The 23,097-nt window shown below is 71.6% G+C and carries 18 protein-coding genes, 1 tRNA gene and 2 pseudogenes; 9 read left to right on the top strand and 12 right to left on the bottom strand.

Annotation, left to right across the window (positions count from 1 at the left end; all coding sequences use genetic code 11):
* Positions 1-12: 12 nt before the first annotated feature.
* The 4 genes from ACFSNB_RS01735 to hemC are packed head-to-tail and all read right to left on the bottom strand — an operon-like array spanning position 13 to position 3,970.
* Positions 13-1,203, bottom strand: coding sequence for a heme biosynthesis protein HemY (locus tag ACFSNB_RS01735; RefSeq protein ID WP_377313890.1), 1,191 nt, complete (start codon positions 1,201-1,203; stop codon positions 13-15).
* Positions 1,200-2,279: a COG4223 family protein gene (locus tag ACFSNB_RS01730; RefSeq protein WP_377313888.1), complete on the bottom strand. Its 1,080-nt coding sequence runs from the start codon at positions 2,277-2,279 to the stop codon at positions 1,200-1,202. Before ACFSNB_RS01730 ends, ACFSNB_RS01735 begins: the two co-directional genes overlap by 4 nt.
* On the bottom strand, positions 2,276-2,953 hold the full coding sequence (locus ACFSNB_RS01725) for a uroporphyrinogen-III synthase (protein ID WP_377313887.1): 678 nt from the start codon (positions 2,951-2,953) through the stop codon (positions 2,276-2,278). Before ACFSNB_RS01725 ends, ACFSNB_RS01730 begins: the two co-directional genes overlap by 4 nt.
* Positions 2,954-3,001: 48 nt before the next feature.
* Complete coding sequence (hemC, locus tag ACFSNB_RS01720; protein ID WP_377313885.1) at positions 3,002-3,970, bottom strand: hydroxymethylbilane synthase; 969 nt, start codon at positions 3,968-3,970, stop codon at positions 3,002-3,004.
* A gap of 51 nt (positions 3,971-4,021) precedes the next feature.
* Here hemC and tsaD point away from each other — a divergent pair, with 51 nt between their 5' ends.
* Together tsaD and greB are read left to right on the top strand one after the other, a co-directional pair.
* Positions 4,022-5,077 (top strand): tRNA (adenosine(37)-N6)-threonylcarbamoyltransferase complex transferase subunit TsaD, encoded by a 1,056-nt coding sequence (tsaD, locus tag ACFSNB_RS01715; protein ID WP_377313883.1) that lies wholly within the window; start codon positions 4,022-4,024, stop codon positions 5,075-5,077.
* Between the two features lie 140 nt (positions 5,078-5,217).
* Complete coding sequence (gene greB / locus ACFSNB_RS01710) at positions 5,218-5,808, top strand: transcription elongation factor GreB (RefSeq protein ID WP_377313881.1); 591 nt, start codon at positions 5,218-5,220, stop codon at positions 5,806-5,808.
* Here the strand turns inward: greB and ACFSNB_RS01705 are convergent.
* Complete coding sequence (locus ACFSNB_RS01705; RefSeq protein ID WP_377313880.1) at positions 5,757-6,458, bottom strand: pyrimidine 5'-nucleotidase; 702 nt, start codon at positions 6,456-6,458, stop codon at positions 5,757-5,759. The two genes, greB and ACFSNB_RS01705, sit on opposite strands and share 52 nt — an antisense overlap.
* A 120-nt stretch (positions 6,459-6,578) precedes the next feature.
* Here ACFSNB_RS01705 and ACFSNB_RS01700 point away from each other — a divergent pair.
* Positions 6,579-6,654 (top strand) — tRNA-Ala (locus ACFSNB_RS01700).
* A gap of 56 nt (positions 6,655-6,710) precedes the next feature.
* On the opposite strand, the gene ACFSNB_RS01695 is transcribed toward ACFSNB_RS01700, so the two are convergent.
* Positions 6,711-7,115 carry a YbaN family protein gene (locus ACFSNB_RS01695; RefSeq protein WP_377313878.1) on the bottom strand — a complete coding sequence of 135 codons (405 nt, stop codon included), beginning with the start codon at positions 7,113-7,115 and terminating at the stop codon, positions 6,711-6,713.
* A 147-nt stretch (positions 7,116-7,262) separates the two neighbouring features.
* On the opposite strand from ACFSNB_RS01695, the pseudogene ACFSNB_RS01690 reads away from it, so the two are divergent.
* The 3 genes and pseudogenes from ACFSNB_RS01690 to ACFSNB_RS01680 all read left to right on the top strand — a co-directional run.
* Positions 7,263-7,424 (top strand): annotated as a pseudogene (locus ACFSNB_RS01690) (maltose acetyltransferase domain-containing protein); the annotation flags it as partial.
* A 234-nt stretch (positions 7,425-7,658) separates the two neighbouring features.
* Positions 7,659-7,802, top strand: a pseudogene (locus ACFSNB_RS01685) (DapH/DapD/GlmU-related protein); the annotation flags it as partial.
* 231 nt (positions 7,803-8,033) lie between these two features.
* Complete coding sequence (locus tag ACFSNB_RS01680) at positions 8,034-9,467, top strand: hypothetical protein (protein WP_377313876.1); 1,434 nt, start codon at positions 8,034-8,036, stop codon at positions 9,465-9,467.
* Between the two features lie 131 nt (positions 9,468-9,598).
* Here ACFSNB_RS01680 and ACFSNB_RS01675 read toward each other — a convergent pair whose 3' ends face one another.
* The 5 genes from ACFSNB_RS01675 to dnaK all read right to left on the bottom strand — a co-directional run bounded on the left by ACFSNB_RS01675 (position 9,599) and on the right by dnaK (position 18,292).
* Positions 9,599-13,057, bottom strand: a complete 3,459-nt coding sequence (locus ACFSNB_RS01675) for an ATP-binding protein (protein WP_377313874.1) — start codon at positions 13,055-13,057, stop codon at positions 9,599-9,601.
* Complete coding sequence (locus ACFSNB_RS01670; protein ID WP_377313872.1) at positions 13,057-14,388, bottom strand: metallophosphoesterase family protein; 1,332 nt, start codon at positions 14,386-14,388, stop codon at positions 13,057-13,059. Before ACFSNB_RS01670 ends, ACFSNB_RS01675 begins: the two co-directional genes overlap by 1 nt.
* Before the next feature lie 95 nt (positions 14,389-14,483).
* Positions 14,484-15,011 carry a winged helix-turn-helix domain-containing protein gene (locus tag ACFSNB_RS01665; RefSeq protein ID WP_377313870.1) on the bottom strand — a complete coding sequence of 176 codons (528 nt, stop codon included), beginning with the start codon at positions 15,009-15,011 and terminating at the stop codon, positions 14,484-14,486.
* Between the two features lie 83 nt (positions 15,012-15,094).
* A complete protein-coding gene (gene dnaJ, locus ACFSNB_RS01660) occupies positions 15,095-16,240 on the bottom strand; it encodes a molecular chaperone DnaJ (protein ID WP_377313868.1) in 1,146 nt (381 codons plus the stop codon).
* 138 nt (positions 16,241-16,378) lie between these two features.
* Complete coding sequence (dnaK, locus tag ACFSNB_RS01655; RefSeq protein WP_377313867.1) at positions 16,379-18,292, bottom strand: molecular chaperone DnaK; 1,914 nt, start codon at positions 18,290-18,292, stop codon at positions 16,379-16,381.
* Between the two features lie 298 nt (positions 18,293-18,590).
* Here dnaK and ACFSNB_RS01650 point away from each other — a divergent pair, with 298 nt between their 5' ends.
* The 3 genes from ACFSNB_RS01650 (at position 18,591) to ACFSNB_RS01640 (ending at position 22,064) form a co-directional block, all read left to right on the top strand.
* The gene (locus ACFSNB_RS01650) at positions 18,591-19,928 is read left to right on the top strand and encodes an AmpG family muropeptide MFS transporter (RefSeq protein WP_377313865.1); all 1,338 of its coding nucleotides are present in this window, start codon (positions 18,591-18,593) and stop codon (positions 19,926-19,928) included.
* 214 nt (positions 19,929-20,142) lie between these two features.
* On the top strand, positions 20,143-20,691 hold the full coding sequence (gene ppa / locus ACFSNB_RS01645; protein ID WP_377313864.1) for an inorganic diphosphatase: 549 nt from the start codon (positions 20,143-20,145) through the stop codon (positions 20,689-20,691).
* A gap of 143 nt (positions 20,692-20,834) precedes the next feature.
* Entirely contained in the window at positions 20,835-22,064 is a 1,230-nt protein-coding gene (locus tag ACFSNB_RS01640) for a hypothetical protein (protein WP_377313863.1), read from the top strand.
* 10 nt (positions 22,065-22,074) lie between these two features.
* On the opposite strand, the gene cobD is transcribed toward ACFSNB_RS01640, so the two are convergent.
* Positions 22,075-23,079, bottom strand: coding sequence for a threonine-phosphate decarboxylase CobD (gene cobD / locus ACFSNB_RS01635; RefSeq protein WP_377313862.1), 1,005 nt, complete (start codon positions 23,077-23,079; stop codon positions 22,075-22,077).
* Positions 23,080-23,097: the final 18 nt, after the last annotated feature.

Here is a 23,097-nt window from a genome sequence, read left to right as displayed (position 1 = left end):
GGAAACCCTCGCTTACACGGCGTCGGGGGCGAGGGCGCCGGCCTTGGCCAGCCAGGCCAGCGCCGCCACCTCGTCCTTGTTCTCCTCGCGTTCAAGCCGCGCGAGCAAGGTCAGCACGCGATGGCTCGGCCGCTGGGCCAGCACCTGCTGGAGGTGGGTGCGGGCCTGCCCCCACAGCTTGGCGTCGAGCGCGGCCTCGGCCAGAGCCAGCCGCCCCTCGGCCGAGGTCGGATTGACCTCGACCAGCCGCTTGACCCGCTTGACCCGGTCGAGCGGCGAATCGTCGGGACCGCAGGCGATCCAGGCGGCGACCAGGGCCGGATGCGGGGCGACGCGGAACGCCGCCTGGAGCATCTGCTCGGCCTTGCGGGTCTTGGCCCGGCGGCGCTGGATGTCGGCGGCCAGCACCACGGCGGCGGTGCAGGCGGGATCGATCTTGCGGGCCTTGAGGGCCAAATCGAGCGCCTCGACCCGGTTGCCGCGCTCGTCGGCGGCCTGGGCGCGGGCGAACAGCACCAGGGCGCGGCGGCGGCCCAGTTCCTCCTCGCCCATGGTGCGGTAGCGCTGGGCGATGCCGAGGGTGATCTCGGCCTCGGCCCACAGCCCGGCCTCGGCCTGGAGGTCGAACAGGGTGCCGGCCAGACCCTCGGCCGAGGGCTGGAGCGCCAAAGCGCGGGCGGCATAGTCGCGCGCCGCCTCGCGCTCGCCCTGACGCAAAGCGAGGTCGAGCAGGCCGCGCAGGCCGAGGAAGGCGGTCTCGGGCCGGGTCAGCATGGTTTCGAACCGGCCGCGCAATTCGGCCTCGTCGCCTCCCATCCGCGCCGCCTGGACGGTCAGCAGACCGGTCAGCGAGGGATCCTTCAGCAGCTTTTCGGCCTGATGGGCGAGACGGGCGACGCGGCGGGTGTCGCCGGTGGCGACGGCGGCGAGGCCCTCGGACAAGGCGCGATAGCCCTTCAGCGCCCGTTCGGTCTGGCGGCTGCCGGAGATCCGGGCCGGGGCGCCGACCACGCTGCGGGTGACCCGGCCGAGGAAGGCGGCGACCGCCGCCAGCACCAGCAGGGCGAACAGCAGCACCGGCATCTTGGTGTCGATCCGCCAGCCCTGCCAGCGCACGGTGATCTGGTCGGGCTGATCGGCCAGCCACACCGCGGCGGTAACCACCAGCGCGGTGACGATCAGGTAGCCGAGCAGGCGCCTCATGGCCGGGCTCCGGCGAGGGCGATCGCGTGGGCGGTCAGTTCCGACACCGCCTTGTCGGCGGCGACGCGGGCCTTGGCCTGGGCCAGCCACGGCGCGGCGGCCTGGGCCGAGCCCTGGCCGAGCGAGTCGAGTTCGCCGATCGCGGCGGCGAGGTCGCCGCCATTGAGGTCGGCCTCGGCGCGGGCGAGGATCGCGGCGGCGTCGTTGCCGGCCACCACCCCGGGCTCGCGCCGGATCGACACCAGCGACAGCATCCGGTTGGCGGCGTTGCGGCTCCAGCCCGGTTCCTCGGGCAGCATCTCGGCGCGGACGATCTCGGCGGCGGCGCGGTCGAGCCGACCACCCAGGCCGACCCGGCTGACAATCCCGCTCTCGGCATAGGGGCGGAGGATTTCGAGCTGGGTGGCGACCTCGGTGTCGTCGCCGGCCAGCACCTTGACGGTGCGCAGCTCGGCGTCGAACGGCTGGCCGCGATCGACCGCCTCGCGCAGCTGGCCGACCGCCAGCAGCAGCCCGGCGGCCGAGGCGTGACGGGCCTCAAGGCTGCGCAGCGCCTTTTCGGTCTCATCGACCCGGGCATAGAGCTTGAGCAGGGTGGCGGCGTCGGCGGTGGTCTTGTGCAGGCCATCGACCTGCCGGGCCAGCGAATCGACCTGGGCCGGCAGCTGGGCCAGCGCCGCGCCCTCGGCGACGTCGCGCCGCACCGCCTCGACCTGCTTGGCCAGGGTCTCGACCCGGGGCGCCAGCTGGGCGGCGTCCTGCGGCAGGTCGGCCACCTTCTGCTCGACCGCGGCGAGGCGGCCGAACAGGCCGGCTTCGCCCGGCTGGCTGAGGCTGGTTTCGAGCTGGGTCAGCCGGTCGGCGAGGGAAGCGAGGGCGGCGCGCAGGGCGACCAGTTCGTTGGCCGGCGCGGGGAACCCGACATAACCGCGCCACAGCGGAAAACTCGCGTAACCGCCCACCGCCAGCAACAACACCAGCAGAAGCGCGATCACCTTGCCCGCGCCGGACGAGCGCCGGGTCGCGGCCGGCGGGGCCGTCCGTTCGCTGGGCTCAGCGGAGGTCTCTTGCGTCATGAAGGGTGTCCATTCTCGTCGACGGCCGCCAGCAAGGCGGCCAGGGTGGGTTCGGCCGCCTTGCGAAGGGCGGCCCAGGGCAGTGCAGCAAGTCTGGCCGTGACATTCCCCGACAGACCATAGGCGACGACACGGGACAGTGTCTCCCCCAGCCCCGCATCGGTGACAAGGGTAGCAAAAGTGGCGGCGGTGCGGGGAGAGAAAAACAGGGCGAGATCGATCGTCCCCGCCCGCAACGCCCGGCACAGGTCGGGGCTGAGCGCGGTGGCGGCGACCGCGCGGTAGAGGGTTTCGCGCCGCACGGCGAAGCCGCGTTCGGCCAACCGTCCGGACAGGTCGCCGGCGATTGTTTCGCCGGCGGCGTGCAGCAGGGCCCCGGCGGCGGGATCGGCCCGGGCGGCGACCAGGGCGGCCAGATCCTCGACGTCCCCCCCGGCGCTGTGGACGGAGGCGAAGCCAAGCTCGCGGGCGACCCGGGCCGAGGAATCGCCCACCGCCCACACCGGCAGGTCGCGGCCGGGCAGCAGGCGGGCCAGGGCGCGGGCCCCGTTGGCGCTGGTGACGAGCAGGCCCTGGAGCCCGGTCGGATCGACCGTGACCCCGGGGACCGGCTCGATGCCCAGCAGCGGCTCGATCATCACGGCGATGCCGCGCCCGGCCAGCGCGCGCGCCACCGGTTCGGCATCCTCCCGCGGACGTGTGACCAGAGCCTGAACCATGGCCTAGCTGGTCATGAAGTCGAAGAAGCCCGGCCCGGCCGCCTTGATCAGTTCCTCGGCGGCATCGACGCCCATCGCCGCCGCGTCGGCGCGGGAGCCGCTGCGGGTGGTGGTGTGGACGGTGACCCCGTCGGGGCTGACGATCAGGCCGCGGAACGACAGCCGGTCACCGTCGAGTTCGGCCAGCGCGGCGATCGGGGTGCGGCAGGAGCCGTCGAGCCTGGTCAGGAAGGCGCGCTCGGCGGTGACCCGGTCGAACGTGTCCTGGCAGTTGAGGGGGGCGAGGATGCGCAGCGCGTCGGCGTCGTCGGCGCGGCAGGTGATGCCGATCGCGCCCTGGGCCACCGCCGGCAGCAGTTCCGTGGTTTCGATCGGGCTGGTGATGTGGGCCTCGAGGCCGAGGCGGCGCATGCCGGCCATCGCCAGCAGGGTGGCATCGACCACGCCTTCCTGGAGCTTGCGCATGCGGGTCTGGACGTTGCCGCGGAAATTGACCACCTTGAGGTCGGGGCGGCGATTGAGGATCTGCGCGGCGCGGCGCAGCGAGGAGGAACCGATCACGGAGCCGGCCGGCAGGTCGGCGATGGTCTTGGCCTTGAAACAGATGAAGGCGTCGCGCACGTCCTCGCGCGGCAGCATGCAGGGCAGGATGATGCCGTCGGGCAGATAGGTCGGCACATCCTTCATCGAGTGGACCGCGATGCGGATGCGGCCGTCGAGCATCGCCTCGTCCAGCTCGCGGGTGAACAGGCCCTTGCCGCCGATTTCGGACAGCGGCCGGTCGAGCACCATGTCCCCGGTGGTCTTGATCACCTGGATCTCGACCGGGTCCACGCCTCCCGCCGGGGGCTGCGCCAGCTCCGGCCAGGCCGCGGCCAAACGCTCGCGGGTTTCGTAGGTCTGGGCCAGCGCCAGCGGCGAACCGCGGGTGCCGATCGTGAAGGTGGCGTGGGTGTTGGGTTTTGCTGTCATGGTCCCACTGTTGTAGTAAGTCGGGGACCGCTTCGCAAAGGGATTTACGCCTTGCTGGTTCTTGGGATCGAGACGAGTTGCGACGAGACCGCCGCCGCCCTGGTGGACGACGGCAGAAATGTGCTGGCGCAACGGGTTCTGTCACAAATCGAGGAGCATAAGCCGTTCGGCGGGGTGGTGCCGGAGGTGGCCGCGCGCTCCCATCTGCTCCACCTCGACCGCCTGATCGCCGAGACGATGGCCGAGGCCGGCCGGCGCTTCGCCGAGCTCGACGCCGTCGCCGCCACCGCCGGCCCCGGCCTGATCGGCGGGGTGATCGTCGGCGCCACCACCGGCAAGGCGCTGGCGCTGGCCGCCGGCAAGCCGTTCCTCGCCGTCAATCACCTCGAAGGCCATGCGCTGACCGCAAGGCTGACCGACGGGATCGACTTCCCCTACCTGCTGCTGCTGGTGTCGGGCGGCCATTGCCAGTTGCTGGCGGTCGAGGGGGTCGGACGCTATCGCCGCCTCGGCACCACCATCGACGACGCCGCCGGCGAGGCGTTCGACAAGGTGGCCAAGATGGCCGGGCTCGGCTATCCCGGCGGCCCGGCGATCCAGCAGGCCGCCTTGTCCGGCGACCCGGCCCGTTTCGCCCTGCCCCGGCCGATGAAGGGCCGCCCCGACTGCGATTTCAGCTTTTCCGGCCTCAAGAACGCGGTGCGGCTGCTGATCGAATCGCTGCCCCGACCGCTGTCGCCCACCGACGCCGCCGACGTCGCCGCCGGCTTCCAGGCCGCGCTGGTCGACTCGATCGCCGACCGGGTCACCCGCGCCGCCCGCCGCTTCCGCGCCGAATGGCCCGATGGCCGCCATCTGGTGGTGTCGGGCGGGGTCGCCGCCAACGCCGCGCTGCGCCAGACCCTGGCCGAGGTCGCCACCCGCGCGGGCCTCGCCTTGCTGGCGCCGCCGCTGGCGCTGTGCACCGACAACGCGGCGATGATCGCCTGGGCCGGGATCGAAAAGCTGCGGCTCGGCCACAGCGACCCGCTCGATTTCGCCCCCCGCCCGCGCTGGCCGCTCGATCCCACCGCCCCCCGCGCCGTCGGCGCCGGGGTCAAGGCGTAACGGAAACGTGGGCTCCGCCCACACCCGCCAGGAGCCGGCGGCTCCTGGACCTGCCTCGATGGTCGGGGACCCCGGCGCCTTTCAGCTTGGGCTCTCGCGCTGTGGGCAGCGCCCACGAAACCTCCTATTTTAGACGGATCATGAGCAAAGCCTTCACCCGCGAACCTTCCGGCGACGACGACGAGCAGGACGAGGCCCCGGCCGGCCTGCCGCCCGGCACCAAGAACTACATGCGCCCGTCCGGCTTCGCCGCGCTCAGGGAAGAACGCGATCACCTGCTGCGAGTGGAGCGGCCGAAGGTGGTCGAGATCGTGTCGTGGGCCGCCGGCAACGGCGACCGATCGGAAAACGGCGATTATCTCTACGGCAAGAAGCGGCTGCGCGAGATCGACCGCCGCATCCGTTTCCTGACCAAGCGGCTGGAAAGCGCGGTGGTGGTCGATCCGGCCCAGCAGACCCGGCACGACCGGGTCTATTTCGGGGCGACGGTGACCTATGCCAACGCCCGCGACCAGGAGATCACCGTCACCATCGTCGGCATCGACGAGGCCGACATGGATCGCGGCCTGATCAGCTGGATCTCGCCGGTGGCCCGCGCCCTGCTGAAGGCCGAGATCGGCGATCAGGTCCATCTGCGCAGCCCCGGCGGGGTCGAGATCCTCGAAGTGCTGGAGATCCGCTACGCCGACGCCAGCAGCGCCAGCCAGCCGGCCAGATCGTCGGTGACGTAATCGACGTGGGCGAGGTCGCTTTCGTCCTGGGGCGGGATCGGCCCGTCGGGATGCTCTTCCTCGCGCACCCACAGCGTCCGCATCCCCAGCGCGGCGGCGGGGCGCAGGTTGCGGTGGATGTCCTCGACCATCACCGCGCCCTGGGGGTCGAACCGGTACAGCTCGATCAGCCGGCGATAGGGCTCGGGCTGGGGCTTGGGGATGAAATCGGCGGCGCGGATGTCGAACACCGCCTCGAACCGCCCGGCCAGCCCGATCCGCTCCAGCACCGCCTCGGCATGGCGCACCGAGCCGTTGGTGTAGATCAGCTTGCGCCCGGGCAGGCGGTCGAGCGCCGCCCCCAGCCGGGGATCGGGCGACAGCACGCCGTGATCGACGTCGTGGACGTAATCGAGGAACAGATCGGGCGCCACCCCGTCATGCCGCATCAGCCCGCTGAGGGTGGTGCCGTATTCGCGGTAATAGCGTTTCTGGAGATCGTGGGCGGCGCCCTCGTCGATGCCGAACCAGTCGGCGATGAAGCGGCGCATCCGCCGGTCGATCTGGGGGAACAGGCTCGACGAGGCCGGATAAAGGGTGTTGTCGAGGTCGAACACCCAGGTCTGGACCGGGCCGAGCGGCGGCGCGAGCGGGGAGGAAGCGGGCGGCATTCTCCTGAGGTACCCTGCCCCGCCCCGGCTGGCAAGACCGCCCTGCGGCGACGGCGAGATTTCATCAAAAACACCCATTGACAGCCCCGCCGGCTTTGACTATTTTCCGGGCTCCTTTCGGGGGCCGTAGCTCAGATGGGAGAGCGCCTCGTTCGCAACGAGGAGGTCAGCGGTTCGATCCCGCTCGGCTCCACCAAGTTTCCGAAGACCCGGTCGTGTCACACGACCGGGTCTTTTCGTTGCGGCACAACCTTACGGCGCGTCGGGCCGGGCGATCCGGTGCGGGCGCGACAGGATGTAGACCGCCCCGATCAGGCAGACCAGCCCCATCGCCGCGCTGGCGAACCAGGGGGCGGCGGTGAAGCCGACCACATAGACCATGCTGGTGCTCATCGCCCCCACCGCGATGATCTTGGCCGACAGCGGGATCACCCCGTGGCGCTGCCAGCGTTGCAGCGGCGGCCCGAACAGGCGGTGGGTATAAAGCCAGTGATGGAACCGCCGCGACGAGCGGGCGAAACACCACAGCGCCAGCAGCATGAACGGGGTGGTCGGCAGCACCGGCAGGAACACCCCCAGCACCCCGAGGGCGAAGAACACCCAGCCCAGGCCGAACAGCAACACCCGCCGCCAGCGCGGCGTCCTGATCTCGATCACCTCCATTGCCGCCTCCTGTCAGCGATTTTTTCGCGCAAGCATGGCAGCGAACCGGCCCGGCGGCCAGATCGAAAAAAAGGGACGGTCGCCCCGGCGCCCCGGCCGGGCTATCCTGGCCGCCCGGCACCACCAGGAAACAGGGGAACCATGCGCAGCGAACGCGACAAGATGCTGGCGGGCGAACTCTATTCGGCCAGCGCCCCCGACCTGCGCGCGGCCCAGGCGGCGGCGCAACGCTGGCTGGCCGGCTACAACCGGATGCTCGACGCCTCGCTCGAAAGCCGCCTCGCCGCGCTGCGCGAAGGCCTGGCGGCGGTCGGCGACGGAAGCGAGGTCCGGCCGCCGTTCCATTGCGATTACGGCTTCAACATCCGCCTCGGCCAGGGGGTGTTCCTCAATTTCAACTGCGTGATCCTCGACGTGATGCCGGTCGAGATCGGCGACCGCACCCAGATCGGCCCCGGGGTGCAGTTGCTGGCCGCCGACCATCCCCGCGACGCCGCCACCCGCGCCGCCGGGCTGGAATTCGGCCGGCCGGTGCGGATCGGCAGCGACGTGTGGATCGGCGCCGGCGCCCTGATCCTGCCCGGGGTCAGCATCGGCGACGGCGCGGTGATCGGGGCCGGCAGCGTGGTGACGCGCGACGTCCCGGCCGGGGCCATCGCCTGCGGCAACCCGGCCCGCGTCCGCCCCGCCGCCGCGCCCGCGTGAGCCCCGGCCCGGCGGCGGGCGCGGTCTTTTCTCCGCCCGCCCCCTTGCACGACGCGCTTGCAGCGCGCATTTCGCCACAGATAAGGTGAGAATGGGGTGGTAGACTCAGACCCTTCAGGCCGGCGCGTCGCCCTCCCCTGATTGCCGAGCCGCCCCGCCGACAGAGGGTGCCCCTTTTTGACCGATCCACGTTAAGACAGCCGGCCGATGAACACGCTCGAGGTGATCCACGAGGACATCCAGACCCGTTTCGCCAAGATGACCGGCCGATTCGATCGGTTCTTCATGCAATGGATCAAGTTCAGCAACAACTCCGACCGGCTGTTCGACGCCAGAGGCTTCAACAACGAGAACTATCTCCAGTTCCGCCTCGCCGAGAACAATGTCGATGCCGCCGCCGGCGTGTTCGATGCGATCCTGCACCATTGGAAAGAACACGATCGCGAGGCCGACATCTATACCTTCCTCAATCACGAGGATTATAACGGCAACGGCATCTGGCACTATCTGGCCGACACCCTGCGCCAGCACGAGGGCGCGGCGACGCTGAAGATCGCCCGCACCCTGCTGGCGATGGACATCGATTTTTCGCGCCGCAACAAGAACGGCCAGTCGCCGCTGTTCAAGATGCTGGTGCCGGCGCCGCGCTGGCAGTCGCTCAACGCCCTGATTCAGACCAAGCACCTCACCATCGAGAACATCGAGAACGCGGTGGCCGAGGGCACCGCCGAAGAACTGGCGCGCAACCACATCATGTCGATGATCTTCTCGCGCGACATCGCCGAGAATCGCGGCCTGCTCTGTCAGCACGTCCTGCGTCAGGCGGTGCAGCCCCAGGCCGACGTCACCCTGCGCGCCTCCACCTGCCGGCTGTTCTTCGAATATTTCGACGTCGAGACCGGCAGCACCGCCTTCTTCGATCTGATCAGCATCGCCAACCATGCGATGTTCGACGATCTGATGCGGCTGCTGATGGCCAGCACCGCCGAGGTGGTGCGCAAGATCGGCGCCCCCGACGTCGCCACCACCAAGAGCTATGCCCAGGCCTATCTGGCCAAAAAGCTGCTGCGCAAGAAGAAGAACGGCCAGGGGGTGCTGTTCATCGCCCTGTTCGCCGAAAAACACATGCACATGCGCAAGATCACCAGCCTGCTGCACAATGACGCGCTGGTGATCAAGCAGTCGGTGCGCGGCGAGCTGGTCCGCAAGGACATGGTAATCGACAAGGAGTCCCCGGCGCCGACCAATCCGCTGCTGTCGCTGCTGCTGCAACAGGACGACCAGGGCAACACCGTGTTCCATCACTCGGTGCTGCGCGGCGACCTTCAGGCACTGAAATGGCTGTTCTCCGGCCTCGCCCCCAACGACATGCACGCGATCATCAAGTCGTTCCCCAACAAGTTCGGCCTGTCGATCTGGGACCTCACCAACCCCGAGGCGGTCAAGGCCCAACTGACCCAGGCGGTCAACCAGAAGAAACTGCGCCCGGAAACGGCGATCGCCTTCCTGCGCGGCCTGCCGGCCGAGAACAAGGATATCGCCGACTTCCTCGCCTCGAAGATCAACGAGATCGAGGAACTGGCCAAGTCGGTCGGCCGCAAGGAACCGCTGCCCCCCACCTTCCAGATCCGCAAGGCCTGATCGCGCGGGCTCTGCCCGCCCCCGCCAAGGGCCACAAGGCCCTTGGAACCCATTGATGGTCGGGCGCGGAGCGGCCTTTCCGCTTGGGCGCGGGTGTTGGCCGCGCGACGGGCAGCGGAACCCGGCGAGTCTCACAAATCGTGGATGCGGACCCCCGGGCAGACGGCGCGGGCGATGTCGCACAGATGGCGGTGGTGGGTGAGGTAGATCACCTGTCCGGTTTCGGCCATCTGCGCGAACAGGCGGAAGGTTTCCTCGGCGCGGAAATCGTCGAAGGTTTCGAGGATGTCGTCGGCGACGAACGGCACCGCCGGCCGGGTGCGGGCGAATTCGAGATAGCCGGCCACCCTTAGCGCCAGATAAAGCTGGAAGCGGGTGCCCTTCGACAGGTCGGCCGCCAGTTTCGAGCCGCCCTCGGCGGCCAGCGCCACCAGCACCTCGCCGTCCTTGTCCGGCTGGGTGGCGAGGTCGGCATAGGCGCCCCGGCTGATCAGCCGCAGCGCCGCCGCCGCCCGCGCCAGCATCGCCCCGCGATGGCGCTCGCGGTACAGCCGCAGCGCCTGCTCGGTCGCCAGCGCCCCGGCCCGCAGCCGCAGGGCGCGGCGTGCGCCCGCCTCGATCTCCAGCAGAATCGTCCGCCGCCGCGCCTCCAGCGCCGCCACCCGGTCGTCGCCGCCGACCCGGTCGAGCGCCGTCTCCGCCTCGCGGCGGGCGGCATAGGCCTCGCGCCCCTCCTGCTCCAGCCGGGCGATCTCCTCCGCCAGCCCGGCCTGTTCCTGCTCCAGCGCCGCCGGATCGGCCTCGGCACAGGCCGCTTCCGCGTCCTCGATCCGCGGCAGGCGCAGGATGTCGAGGATCTCATCGGCCAGCTCCGCCGCCTGGAGGCGCAGCGCCGCCCGCCGGGTGATCTGCTCCAGCCGCGCCGCCACCCCGTCGAGGCTGGCGACACCCAACGCCGCCATCAGCGCCCCGGCCCGGCGGTGATGGGCCTCGCCCCGCGCGGCCAGGTCGGCCGCCGCCCGGTCCGCCGTCTCCTGCCGCGCCGCCAGCTCCGCCCGCCGGGTGGCCTCGGCCTCGGCCTGCCGGATCCGCGCCGCAATGGTCCGGTCCAGCTCCGCCGCCGCCGCCGGATCACCGGCCGCGAGGCCAAGCTCGGCCGCCAGCGCCGCCACCCCGGCGGCGAACGCGGCCTGATCCTGCTCCATCTTGACGATGCGATCGGCCAGCGCCGCCCGTGTCGCGCAGGCGGCGGCCAGATCGGCCAGCACCCCCAGGCTGGCGCGGACCGTCGCCACCGCCGGCACCCCGCCTTCCCCCAGCCAGCAGCCGGCACAGGCCTCGCGCCACGCCGTCTCCCACGCCCGCCGCTCGGCCTCGGCGCGGTCGGCGGCGCGGCGGCGCAGGTCGCGCGCCTCGCGCCGCCGGATGGCCTCGTCACGCCGCTGTCGCCGCTCGACCGCCGCCGCCGCCACCGTCTCGGCCACCAACACCGGGGACTCGCCCGCCGCCAGGGGACGGCCGCAGGCCTGCAACGCGGCGCCCAGAGCCGCTTCCAGCCGCGCGCCGTCGCGGTGGGCCTGCGCCGCCGCCGCCTCGGCGGTCCGCAACGCCTGCCGCGCCGCCAGCGCCCGCTCGCGCCGGGCCAGCCAGGACTCGATCTCGGGCACCCCCCAGTCCGTCGGCAGCAAAGGCGACAACGCGGCCCGCGCGGCGGCGGCGGCGCGCTCGATCTCGGCCCCTTCTTCCCGCGCGGCGGCCAGGGCCGCCTCGGCCTGAGCCAGCGCAGCGCGGTTTTCCGCCAGCGCCAGCTCGGTCTGCTGCAACTGGGCCAGTTCGGCGGTATGGGCGAAGCGCCTTGCCACCGCCGCGTCGTCCTGGCGCAACAACGCGGCGAAGTGATCCGCCGTCGCCGGATCGAGCCGGGCGCGATGCTCGGCCCAGGCCCGATCCCGCTCGGCCCGCAACGCCGCCGCCTCGCCGTCGGTGGCGAGGCCACCGCCGGCGGCCAGCGCCGCGCGCCGCGCCGTCAGCCGGGCAGCCTCGTCCCGCAGCCGTTCGACCTCGGCCGCCCGGCGTTCGATCTGCGCCGACGCCGCCTGCCCGCTGTGCCGCCACGCCTGGAGGCGGGCTGGATCGGGCCCCACCAGCGCCGGCAGATCGTCGGCCGCGCCCCGCCACGGCAGCAGCGCCGCCAGCGCGTCGGCCAGGGCCGCCTCGGCCTCGGCGCGGGCCCGGTCGGCCCCGGCGGCGCGGGCGGCGTGATCGCTGCCCCGCCAATCGCGCAACGCGGCGTCGAGCGCGGCCAGCGCCGCCGCCTCTCCCGCCGCCGCCTCGGCATCGTCCGGGTCCGGCCCCGCCGCGCACAGCGCCTCGGCCTCCTCCGCCTCGCGGGCGGCAGCGCGGCAGGCGGTGTCGATGCCAGACCAGGCCTCGATCAGATCGCGCAGCCGCTCCACCAACCCGGCCGGCAGCGCCAGCCGCGCCGGATCGGGCTCGCCCGCGCGGCCGAGCCGGACCAGATGGCCGGCGATGGCCAGATCAAGCTCGCGCAGGGTCTGGCGCCGCTCGGGCAGATCCTGCCGGGCGGTGAGGGCGCGGGCGCGCAGCGGAGCGAGATCCTCGCACCGCCCGGCCAGGGCCAGCGCCGCCGCATCCTCGGGACTCGTCGCCCGCGCCTCGGCCAGCTCGGCGCGGGCGGCCTCGGCGGTGGCGGTTTCGGCATCGAGCCGGATTGCCGCCGCGCGCAGCTCCTCCAGGTCACGGGCGAGCGCGGCGGGATCGGCCGGCCCCTCGGGCAGGCTTTCCAGCGGCGCCAGATCGGCCCGCACCCGGCCAAGCCGGGCCAGCAGATGCCCGGCCCGCAACAGACGGGCAATCTCCTCCCGCCGCGCCTGGGCCGCGCCGCGCCGGGTGGCGAGATCGGCGTCGCGCGCCTGTTCGCGCTCGACGGTGGCGACCAGCTCGGCATAGGCGGCGGCCTGGGTGTCGATCGCCGCCCGCTCGGCCTTCAGCCGGTCGAGGTCGGCCAGCGCCTCGACCAACTGGCCGGAGCGGGCGCGCGGGCGGTGGAAGCGGTCCGCCGTCTCGCGCAAGGTGGCGAGGCGCTGGCCGAGATCGGCGAGGCCGCTGCTGGCCGAGAACAGCAACTGGCCGAGATCGCCGCGCGCGGCCAGAATCGCCTCGCCGCCCTGTTCCAGGCTGTCATCGTCGAGCGAGAACATCAGGCGATAGGAATCGCGGTCGATCCCGCCCAGTTCGGCCAGGATCGCCGCGTCGGGCAGCGGCTGGCCGGCGGCGTCGAGCAGACTGTTCTGCGCCCGCTTGGCCCGCACGAACGGGCGCGCCTCCCCGGCCAGCTCGACCACGCCGCCGACCTGCATCGCCTTGTAATCATGCAGGAAGTTGTAGGAACTGCGCGGCGGGATGCCGTAGAGCAGGTCGAGCCAGGCGGCGAACAGGGTCGATTTGCCCGCCTCGTTGGGGCCGTAGACGACATGGAGGTCGGGCGCCCCCGCCACCGCCGCGCCGAAATCGAGGCTGGCCCCGGTGAACTTGCCGTAGCGGGTGAGGTCGAGCCGGCGGAGACGCATCAGCCTTCCTCCCCGCTGGCGCCGTCGCCGGCGAGATGGGCGAACACCTCGTCGATCCCCTCGGCGGCCAGTTCGGCCAGCCGGGCTCGAGCCGCCACCGCGTCCCCGCCGAACAGGTCGCGGCATTCCGCCGGCAGCGGGCCGCGCAATTCGTCGGCCAGCCGGGCAAGCTCGGCGGCGAAGCCGTCCGACCCGGCGATTTCGTCGTCGATCAGGCGGCGCAGCTCGCACAGCGGATCGGTTTCATCCTCGCCGCCGCTGGCGGGCGGACGGCAGGTGGTTTCGACCGCCTCGACCCAGCAGCCGCCGACCAGCCCGGCCCGCCGCCGCGCCTCCTCGGTCAGCAAATCGAGATCGCGCCGGATCCGCCACGCCAGCGGGGTCGTCCCGCCGAGACGCAGCCGCGCCACCAGATGGGGCGCGGCGAGGCCGTCGCGCGCCTGCCCCAGCCCCCGTTCCAGCGCGGCGGCGAGATCGCCCCAATCCTCGATCCCGGACAGGTCGAGCGTCACCCGCTCGAACTGGGCCTGACAGGTAACCCGTTCCTCGACGGTGACGGCGCCATCGTCGCCGATGGTCACCAGGGTCGCCGACTTGGCCCCGGCCTCGTTGACGTCGCGCCCCTGCGGCATCCCGGCCATCACCACCGTCGTGCGCCCCTCGGCCACCGAACGCTGGTGGATGTGACCGAGCGCCCAGTAATCGAACCCGGTCGCCTGAAGATCGGCCAACCGGCAGGGCGCGTAAGGGTCATGCCCGGGCGAGCCGCCCAGGCTGGTATGCATCAGGCCGAGATTGATCGTATCGGGCAGCGGCGCGCGGTAGCGCGGCAGCAGACTGTCCGGCGCCTGCGGCTTGGCGAAGCTGAGCCCATGCACCGCCACCGGCCGGGCGCCCCGGCCGCGCTCGATCACCACCGCCTCGGCCCGGCCGGTGAACACCTTGACGCTGTCGGGCAACACCAGCTCGCGGCTGATCCGCGACGCGGCGTCATGGTTGCCGCGCACGATGAAGACGCGGATCCCCGCCGCCGCCAGCCGGCCGAGCTGGTCGGCCAGGAAGCGGGCGGTCTTCATCGAGGTCTGGTCGCCGTCATAGAGATCGCCGGCCAGCAGCAGGGCATCGACCTGCTCGTCGAGACACAGATCGACGATCCGCGCCAACGCCTGCCGGGTGGCGCTGCCGATCAGCGCGGCGAGGTCGGGATCACGCAGGGCCAGCGAACGCAGCGGTGAATCGAGGTGCAGATCCGCCGCATGGACGAAACGAAACGCCGCGATGATCCCCTCCCCTGTTTCCCGGGCTCCGCCCGGACCCGCCAAGGGCCGCAAGGCCCTTGGATCCCATTCCCTTGTCCTTCACGCCCCCGACCATCGAAGCAGGTCCAGGAGCCGCTGGCTCCTGGCGGGTGCGGGCAGAGCCCGCATTACACCAACCGATACCCCCCAGGTTCGGTCAGCAGACAGGCGGCGGCCTCGTCGGCCAGCTTGCGCCGCAGGCGGTAGATGTGGGTTTCGAGGGTATGGGTGTCGATCTCGGTGGAATAGCCCCAGACATCGGCCAGCAATTCCTCGCGCGCCACCACCGCGCCGGCGGCGCGGCCGAGGCGGAGCAGGATCGCCACCTCCTTGTCGGTCAGGCGCACCACCCGGTCGGGGCCGGCGGCCAGCACCCGGCGCTCGGGATCGAGCCGCCAGCCGCCCAGCACCGGCCGGGCCAGCAGCTCGGCGAGACGGGCGCCGAGGCCGGCGAGACGCAGCGGCTTGACCAGCAGCAGGTCGGCATCGGAATCGGCACTGCCCGGGGGGGCCAGCAGCACCAGCGGCAAAGCGACCCCGGCGGCCCGCAGGGTGGCGCAGGCGCCGGGGGCGACGGCATCGTCGATCAGGATCAGGTCGGCCGCCCCGGCCGCCGCCAGGGCGGCGGCGGGGTCGGCGACGCAGGTCACCGCCATCGGCGGGTCAAGGTGGGGCGCGATCGCCGCCGCCAGCGACGGATCGGGCAGGATCAGCAGCAGGCGGGGCGGCGTGGGGAGCGTCAGGATCCCCCCTCCTTGAGGTCTTCCCAGAATTCCTTGACCCGGGCGAAGAAGCCGTGGCTTTCCGGCGAATTGCCGCCCTTGCGCTCCTCGCCGGCCTTTTCGAACTCGCGCAGCAGCTCGATCTGGCGCGGGGTCAGGTTGACCGGGGTCTCGACCGTGGCCTGGATGAACATGTCGCCGCGCGCCGCGCTGCGCAGCACGCTCATCCCCTTGCCGCGCAGGCGGAACTGGTGGCCGGTCTGGGTGCCCTCGGGGATCGCCACCTTGGCCTTGCCGCCATCGATGGTCGGCACCTCGATGGTACCGCCCAGCACCGCCGTCACCATCGGGATCGGCACCCGGCAGAAGATGTTGGCGCCGTCGCGCTGGAACAGGCGATGGGGCCGGATCGACAGGAAGATGTAGAGGTCGCCCGACGGCGCGCCGCGCATGCCGGCCTCGCCCTCGCCCGACAGGCGGATGCGGTTGCCTTCCTCGACTCCGGCCGGGATGGTGACCGACAGCGACTTTTCCTTGCGCACCCGGCCGGTGCCGCCGCAGGAGCGGCACGGATCCTTGATGATCCGGCCCAGCCCCTGGCAGGTCGGGCAGCCGCGCTCGATGGTGAAGAAGCCTTGCTGGCTGCGCACCTTGCCGTGGCCGTGGCAGGTCGGGCAGGTCACCGGCTGGGCGCCGTCGCGGCCGCCCGAGCCCTTGCAATCCTCGCACACCGCCGAGGACGGCACCCGGATGGTGGTGGTCTTGCCGGCGAAGGCGTCCTCGAGCGAGATTTCCATGTCGTAGCGCAGATCGGCGCCGCGGCCGGAGGCCTGACCGCGCCGGCCGCCGCCCATCATCTCGCCGAACATCTCGTCAAAGATGTCGGCGAAACCGGCGGCGAAGCCGAAATCGCTGGCCCCGCCGCGCCCACCGCCCTGCTCGAAGGCGGCATGGCCGAAGCGGTCATAGGCGGACCGCTTCTGCTCGTCCTTGAGGACGTCGTAGGCCTCGTTGATTTCCTTGAACGTCTGCTCGGCCTTGGCATCGCCCGGATTGCGATCGGGATGATATTTCATGGCCATCTTGCGATAGGCCTTTTTGATCTCGTCGGCCGAGGCGCCGCGCCCGACGCCAAGAAGGTCGTAGTAATCCTGCTTGCTCATGCGCTTCGCTTGCTATCCGGAGCTGCCGAGGCGGGCGGCCCGCTTGGTCCCGCCCGCCTCGGGGGGGAAGACCAGCGTGCCGCCGCCGGAAAAAGCGGCCGGCGGAAATCCGCCGGCCGCGTCGTGGTTCAGACCGGCTCAGCGGCCCTTCTTGTCGCCGTCGACTTCCTCGAAGTCGGCATCGACCACCTTCTCGTCACCGGCCTGGGCGCCGGCCTGACCGGCCTCGGCTCCCTCGGCGGCGGCGCCGGCCTGCTTGTACATCGCCTCGCCGAGCTTCATCGAGCTCTGCATCAGCGCCTCGGTGGCGGCCTTCAGCGCGGCGGCGTCATCGCCGTCGAGCACGGCGCGCACCGCCTGGATGTTGCGCTCGACCTCGCCCTTGAGGTCGGCCGGCGCCTTGTCGCCGAACTCCTTGAGGCTCTTCTCGGTCGAGTGGATCAGCGAATCGGCCTGGTTGCGGGCCTCGATCAGCTCCTTGCGCTTCTTGTCCTCGGCGGCATGGGACTCGGCGTCCTTGACCATCTTTTCGATGTCGGCGTCGGACAGGCCGCCCGAGGCCTGGATGCGGATCTGCTGTTCCTTGCCGGTCGCCTTGTCCTTGGCGCTGACATTGACGATGCCGTTGGCGTCGATGTCGAAGGTGACCTCGACCTGCGGCACGCCGCGCGGCGCGGCCGGAATGCCGACCAGATCGAACTGGCCCAGCATCTTGTTGTCGGCGGCCATCTCGCGCTCGCCCTGGAACACCCGGATCGTCACCGCGGTCTGGTTGTCCTCGGCGGTCGAGAACACCTGGCTCTTGCGGGTCGGGATGGTGGTGTTGCGGTCGATCAGGCGGGTGAACACGCCGCCCAGGGTCTCGATGCCGAGCGACAGCGGGGTGACGTCGAGCAGCAGGACGTCCTTGACCTCGCCCTTCAGCACGCCGCCCTGGATCGCGGCGCCGATCGCCACCACTTCGTCCGGGTTGACGCCCTTGTGCGGGTCACGGCCGAAGAATTCCTTCACCACTTCCTGGATCTTCGGCATGCGGGTCATGCCGCCGACCAGGATCACCTCGTCGATCTCGCTGGCCTTGACGCCGGCATCCTTGAGGGCCGCCTTGCACGGCTCGATGGTGCGGGCGACCAGATCCTCGACCAGGGCTTCCAGCTTGGCGCGGGTCAGCTTGATGTTGAGGTGCTTGGGGCCCGAGGCGTCGGCGGTGATGAAGGGGAGGTTGACCTCGGTCTGCATCGCGGAGGACAGCTCGATCTTGGCCTTTTCCGCCGCTTCCTTGAGGCGCTGGAGGGCCAGACGGTCCTTGCGCAGGTCGATGCCCTGCTCCTTTTTGAACTCGTCGGCGAGGTAGTCGATGATGCGGGCGTCGAAATCCTCGCCGCCGAGGAAGGTGTCGCCGTTGGTGGACTTCACCTCGAACACGCCGTCGCCGATTTCCAGCACCGAGACGTCGAAGGTGCCGCCGCCGAGGTCATAGACCGCGATGGTGCCGGTGCCCTTCTTCTCCATGCCGTAGGCCAGCGCGGCGGCGGTCGGCTCGTTGATGATGCGCAGGACCTCAAGGCCGGCGATGCGGCCGGCGTCCTTGGTGGCCTGACGCTGGGCGTCGTTGAAGTAGGCCGGGACGGTGATCACCGCCTGGCTGACGGTTTCGCCGAGATAGGCTTCGGCGGTTTCCTTCATCTTCTGCAGGATGAAGGCGGAAATCTGGCTCGGGCTGAACTTGCCGTCGCGCACCTCGACCCAGGCGTCGCCATTGTCGCCGCCGACGATGTGATAGGGGACGAGGTCGATGTCCTTCTTGGCGACCGGATCATCGAAACGGCGGCCGATCAGGCGCTTGATCGCGAACAGGGTGTCGGTGGGGTTGGTCACCGCCTGGCGCTTGGCCGGCTGGCCGACCAGCCGCTCGCCGGAATCGGTGAACGCCACCATCGACGGAGTGGTGCGCATGCCCTCGGCGTTCTCGATGACCTTGGCCGCCTTGCCTTCCATCACGGCAACGCACGAATTCGTGGTGCCCAGGTCGATGCCGATAACTTTGCTCATGTCATCCTCATTCCTGCTCGGCAGATCCCCGGGGCCCTGCTGGCTGCGGCAGCCGCCCCGCGACCCCCTTCCGGGTTGAATCGCTTAAATCCGTTCGGGAAAAGGCCGGTGGGCCCTTGCCCTCGCCGCCTTATATAGGGCGGGGGCGGAGGCGTGCAACCATGGCAAAATGATGGCGGAGGCGCGGCCCGCACCGGAGCGGACCGCCGCCGGCGGCGAAACGGGCGATTTGTCTTGCCAGCGGCGGGGAGGCTTGGCATGACAACGGGATCCTCCCCCCAGTCCGGCCCCCGCTCCGATGCCCCCACGCTGGTCCTCCGCTTTCGCCGCCTATCTGGACCGGCGGGTGTTGCAGATGCTGGTGCTTGGTTTCGCCAGCGGCCTGCCGCTGCTGCTGACCTTCTCCACCCTGTCGGCCTGGCTGAAGACCGAGGGGATCGGGCGGGCGACCATCGGCGCTTTCGCCCTGGTCGGCACCCCCTATGCGCTGAAATTCCTGTGGGCGCCCTTGATCGACCGGCTGTCGCTGCCGCTGCTGACCCGGCGGCTGGGGCGGCGGCGCGGCTGGGGGCTGCTGATCCAGACCCTGCTGATCGCGGCGGTGCTGGCGCTGGGGTCGAGCGACCCGGTCGGCGACATCGGCCTGACCGCGCTGCTGGCGGTGACGGTGGCGGTGCTGTCGGCCAGCCAGGACGTGGTGATCGACGCCTTCCGGGTCGAGACGCTCGACCCCGACACCCAGGGGCCGGGGGCCGGCGCGGTCCAGGTCGGCTACCGGGTGGCGATGCTGGTGTCGGGGGCGGGGGCGCTGCTGATCGCCTCGACCTGGGGCTGGTTCGCCGCCTACGCCACCATGGCCGGGCTGCTGACCCTCGGCATGGCGGTGTTTCTGTTCGGGCGCGAGCCGATCCCCCGGATCTCGCCCGAAACCCTGGCGCGCGAACGCGCCATCGCCGACCTGCTGGCCCGCCGCCCCGGGTTGCAGGGCCCGCTCGGGCGGCTGCTGGCCTGGCTGCATGCGGCGGTGGTCGGCCCGTTCGCCGATTTCATGACCCGGCCGGGCTGGATCGCCATCCTGCTGTTCGTGGTCGGCTACAAGCTGGGCGAGGCGATGGCCGGGACGATGGCCACCCCGCTTTACATCGAGACCGGCTTCAGCCTCGAGGAAATCGCCTGGGTCAGCAAGATCTTCGGCTTCAGCGCCACCATCGTCGGCACGGTGATCGGCGGCGCGCTGGTGGTCCGGCTGGGGGTGATGCGGGCGCTCTTGCTGTTCGGCGTGCTGCAATCGCTCGGCAACCTCGCCTATGTCGTCCAGGCGATGGCCGGGCACAACATCGCCGCGCTGGCCGCCTGCGTGCTGGTCGAGAACCTGACCTCGGGGATGGCCGGCTCGGCGCTGGTGACGTACCTGTCCGGCCTGTGCAGCGCCGCCTACACCGCGACCCAATACGCGCTGCTGTCGTCGCTGAGCGCGGTGGGGCGGACCCTGTTCGCCTCGACCAGCGGCTGGCTGGCCGATCAGGTCGGCTGGGTCGAATTCTTCCTGCTGACCACGGTGGCGACCCTGCCGGCGCTGCTGATCCTGCCCTGGCTGGCCCGGCGCGCCCGCGCGCTCGCCACCGAGGAGGGTTGAATCCAAAGCCCGGGCGAGCGATGCTCAGCCCCAACCTGCGGCAGGACAGCGGGGAGTTTCGCCCTGCCCCGGTCGTATTCTTCCGGCGGCACGGCCAGCCGCGCCGCCCTTTCCCTCGCGACCGCACCCCCCCGGGCACGGTCGTGGCCCGCGGTCCCGGGGCGCCCAGCCGGCGCCCGCACACCGCTTTCATAGATCAGGACTGACCAAACCCATGGACCTCAAGAAGATTCCGATCGGCAAGAACCCGCCCCGCGACGTCAACGTGATCGTCGAGATCCCGTTGAACGGCAACCCGGTGAAGTACGAGATCGACAAGGAATCGGGGGCGATGTACGTCGACCGGTTCCTCAATACCGCGATGTATTATCCGGTCAATTACGGCTTCGTGCCGCACACCCTGTCCGACGACGGCGACCCGGTCGACGTGATGGTGGTCGGCCGCACCCCGGTGGCGGTCGGCGCGGTGATGCGCTGCCGTCCGATCGGCGTGCTGCTGATGGAGGACGAGGGCGGCATGGACGAAAAGATCCTGGCCGTGCCCCATTCCAAGCTGCTGCCCTATTACGACGGCGCCACCAGCCACGAGGACCTGCCCAAGATCCTGCTCCAGCAGATCGAGCACTTCTTCATCCACTACAAGGACCTGGAAGTCGGCAAGTGGGTCCAGCTCAAGGGCTGGGGCGGCCCGGAAAAGGCCGGCGAGATCATCCAGCAGGCGATCGATCGCGCCCAGGCCCAGAAGGCCGCCAAGAAGAAATAACGACCGGGTAAAAAATGCCCCCCGGTAGCGCGCCGCTGCCGGGGGAGCGCCGCCCCGCCGCGTCCCGTGGCGCGTTTTCCGGCGGCGACAGCATGGCACGGACCATGCATTGAAAACCGGCAACCCCGTTCCCGAGGTGCCTCATGTCGGTTTCCGCCACATCGCCGACCCCTTCGGCGTCGACCGCCGCCACGTCCTCCCCGGTCTACAACCCGGTGGAAGCGCTGGTGCCGGTGCTGCCGTCGGAAAACGCGGAAACCGCGCGGGCGGCCGGGCAGATCGGCGACAACGGCCTGCCGATGTTCGACGGCGACGACGGGCCGTCCTTCAGCGACCTGCTCGACATCATCAACCCGCTCCAGCACATTCCCCTCGTCAGCGACATCTACCGCGAGGAAACCGGCGACAAGATCGGCGTCGGCGCCCGGCTGGTCGGCGGTGCCCTGTTCGGCGGCCCGCTCGGGCTGATCGGCGCCGCGGTCAATTGCGTGATGGAGGAAGGCACCGGCGCCACCGCCGGCGGCCATGTCCTGGCCCTGTTCAAGGATGACGCCGCCGCCAGCGACACCAAGCTGGCCGCCGCCAAGCCGGCCGATCCGGCCGCCACCAGCGCGGGCGGCACGGCGACCGCCGCCGCCACCGTGGCCGCCGCCGACGGCGCCGCGACCAGCGCCGCCGGCAACGGATCGGCTTCCTCCTCCGCCGCCGCTCCCGGCGGCGGGACCGGGACCGCCCCCCCCGGCGGCAACGGCGAGCGCGGCCGGATGGCCCTGCTCGACAACCTGATCGGCGGCGAGGCGACGGCCCCGGCCGCCGCGCCGCGTCCGACGGTGGCCACCACGCCGATCGCCGCCCCGGCCCAGGTGGCCCAGAACGACGGCGCCGCCAGCCCCGCCGCCGCCACCGTCAGCGACGCCGCCAACCCGACCCGGCTGACCCCGGAGGCCTCCACCCGGCCGCTGAAGATGCCGATGCGGACGGTGCCGAGCGCCACCCGCGATCCGCCCCGGATCACCGGCTCGCTGTCGAGCAGCGGCGCCCATTCCGCCCTGCCGATCACCGGCCAGCGGCCGCAGACCAGCCTGATCGCCCCGTCGGCGGCCGGCTCGATGGTTTCGGCCCAGTCCGAGGCCGGCGCCACCACCCCGGTCACCGGCGGCCCGTCGCTGACCGCCACCACCGAGCCGGTCAAGGCCCCCGCCGCCGCGCCCGCACCCCGCACCGTCACCGATCCGCGCGCCGCCACCGCCGCCCCGGCCGGCAACAACGACTGGTTCGCCGCGGCGATGACCAACGGCCTCGACAAATACGAACGCAGCACCGGCCGCAAGCTCCAGGCCGACCCCAACGCCGCTGGCGCCACCGCGCCCTGAGCCGGCGGGATCAGCCCACCAGCGCCCGCTCCAGCCGCGCCCACCCGGCCGCGTCGCCGGGCAGGCCGAACCGCAGCCAGTCGGGCCGGTCGGCGAACGCCCGCACCAGAATCCCCTGCCGCCCCAGCCGCTCCCACCATTCTGCCGCGCGGGGATGGGCCACCAGCCTGAACAGATCGGTGCCGCCGACCGGGGCGAACCCCGCCGCCGTCAGCCGCGCCGCCAGCCGCGCCGCATCCGCCGCCAGCCGGTGGCGGGTCGCCTCGGCCCAGGCGGCATCGCCATAGGCGGCGGCGCCGACCGCCAGCGCCGGCCCCGACACCGCCCACGGCCCCAGCCGCGCCGCCAGCGCCTCGGCCAGCCCGGCCTCGACGGTGGCCAGCAGCCCCAGCCGCAGCCCGGCCCGGCCGTAGAACTTGCCGAACGAGCGCAACACCACCGCTCCGGCCGGGGCCAGCGGGATCAGCGACAGGTCGGGGGTCGGATCGGCGAAGGCCTCGTCCACCACCACCAGCCCGCCGGCGGCGGCGAACCGCCCGGCCAGTTCGACCAGTTGCGCCGGGGCGAGCCGGCGGCCGTCGGGATTGTTGGGATTGACCACCACCAGCACCCCGGCCGGATCCGCCCCGGCCGGATCGGCGGCGCGGCGCACCGCATGGCCGGCGGCGTCCCAGGCCCGGCCATGCTCGGCATAGGTGGGGGAGAGAATGGTGACCGGCCCCGGCCGGCGCAGCCAGGGCAGATGCTGGATCAGCGCCTGCCCGCCCGAGGCGGCGACCAGCCGCACCGGCTCGGGCGCGGCGAAGGCCCGCCGCGCCGCCGCCAGCAACGCCTGCTCGGCCTCGTGCCCGGGCAGGCGCGACCAATCGGCCTCGGTCAGCGGCGGCAGCGGATAGGGCTGGGGATTGATCCCGGTCGACAGATCGAGCCAGCCCGCCTCCGGCCGTCCCCAGCGCGCCGTCGCGGCGGCAAGGTCGCCGCCATGCGGCGGCAGGGCGGCGGACGAACCGGACATCGGGGGCCTCCGAAACAG

The sequence above is a fragment of the Phaeospirillum tilakii genome (assembly GCF_042683125.1).
Taxonomy (GTDB): Bacteria; Pseudomonadota; Alphaproteobacteria; order Rhodospirillales; family Magnetospirillaceae; genus Phaeospirillum; species Phaeospirillum tilakii.
Note: the sequence above shows the minus strand (reverse complement) of the source record. Positions and strands in the feature narration are given on the sequence as shown.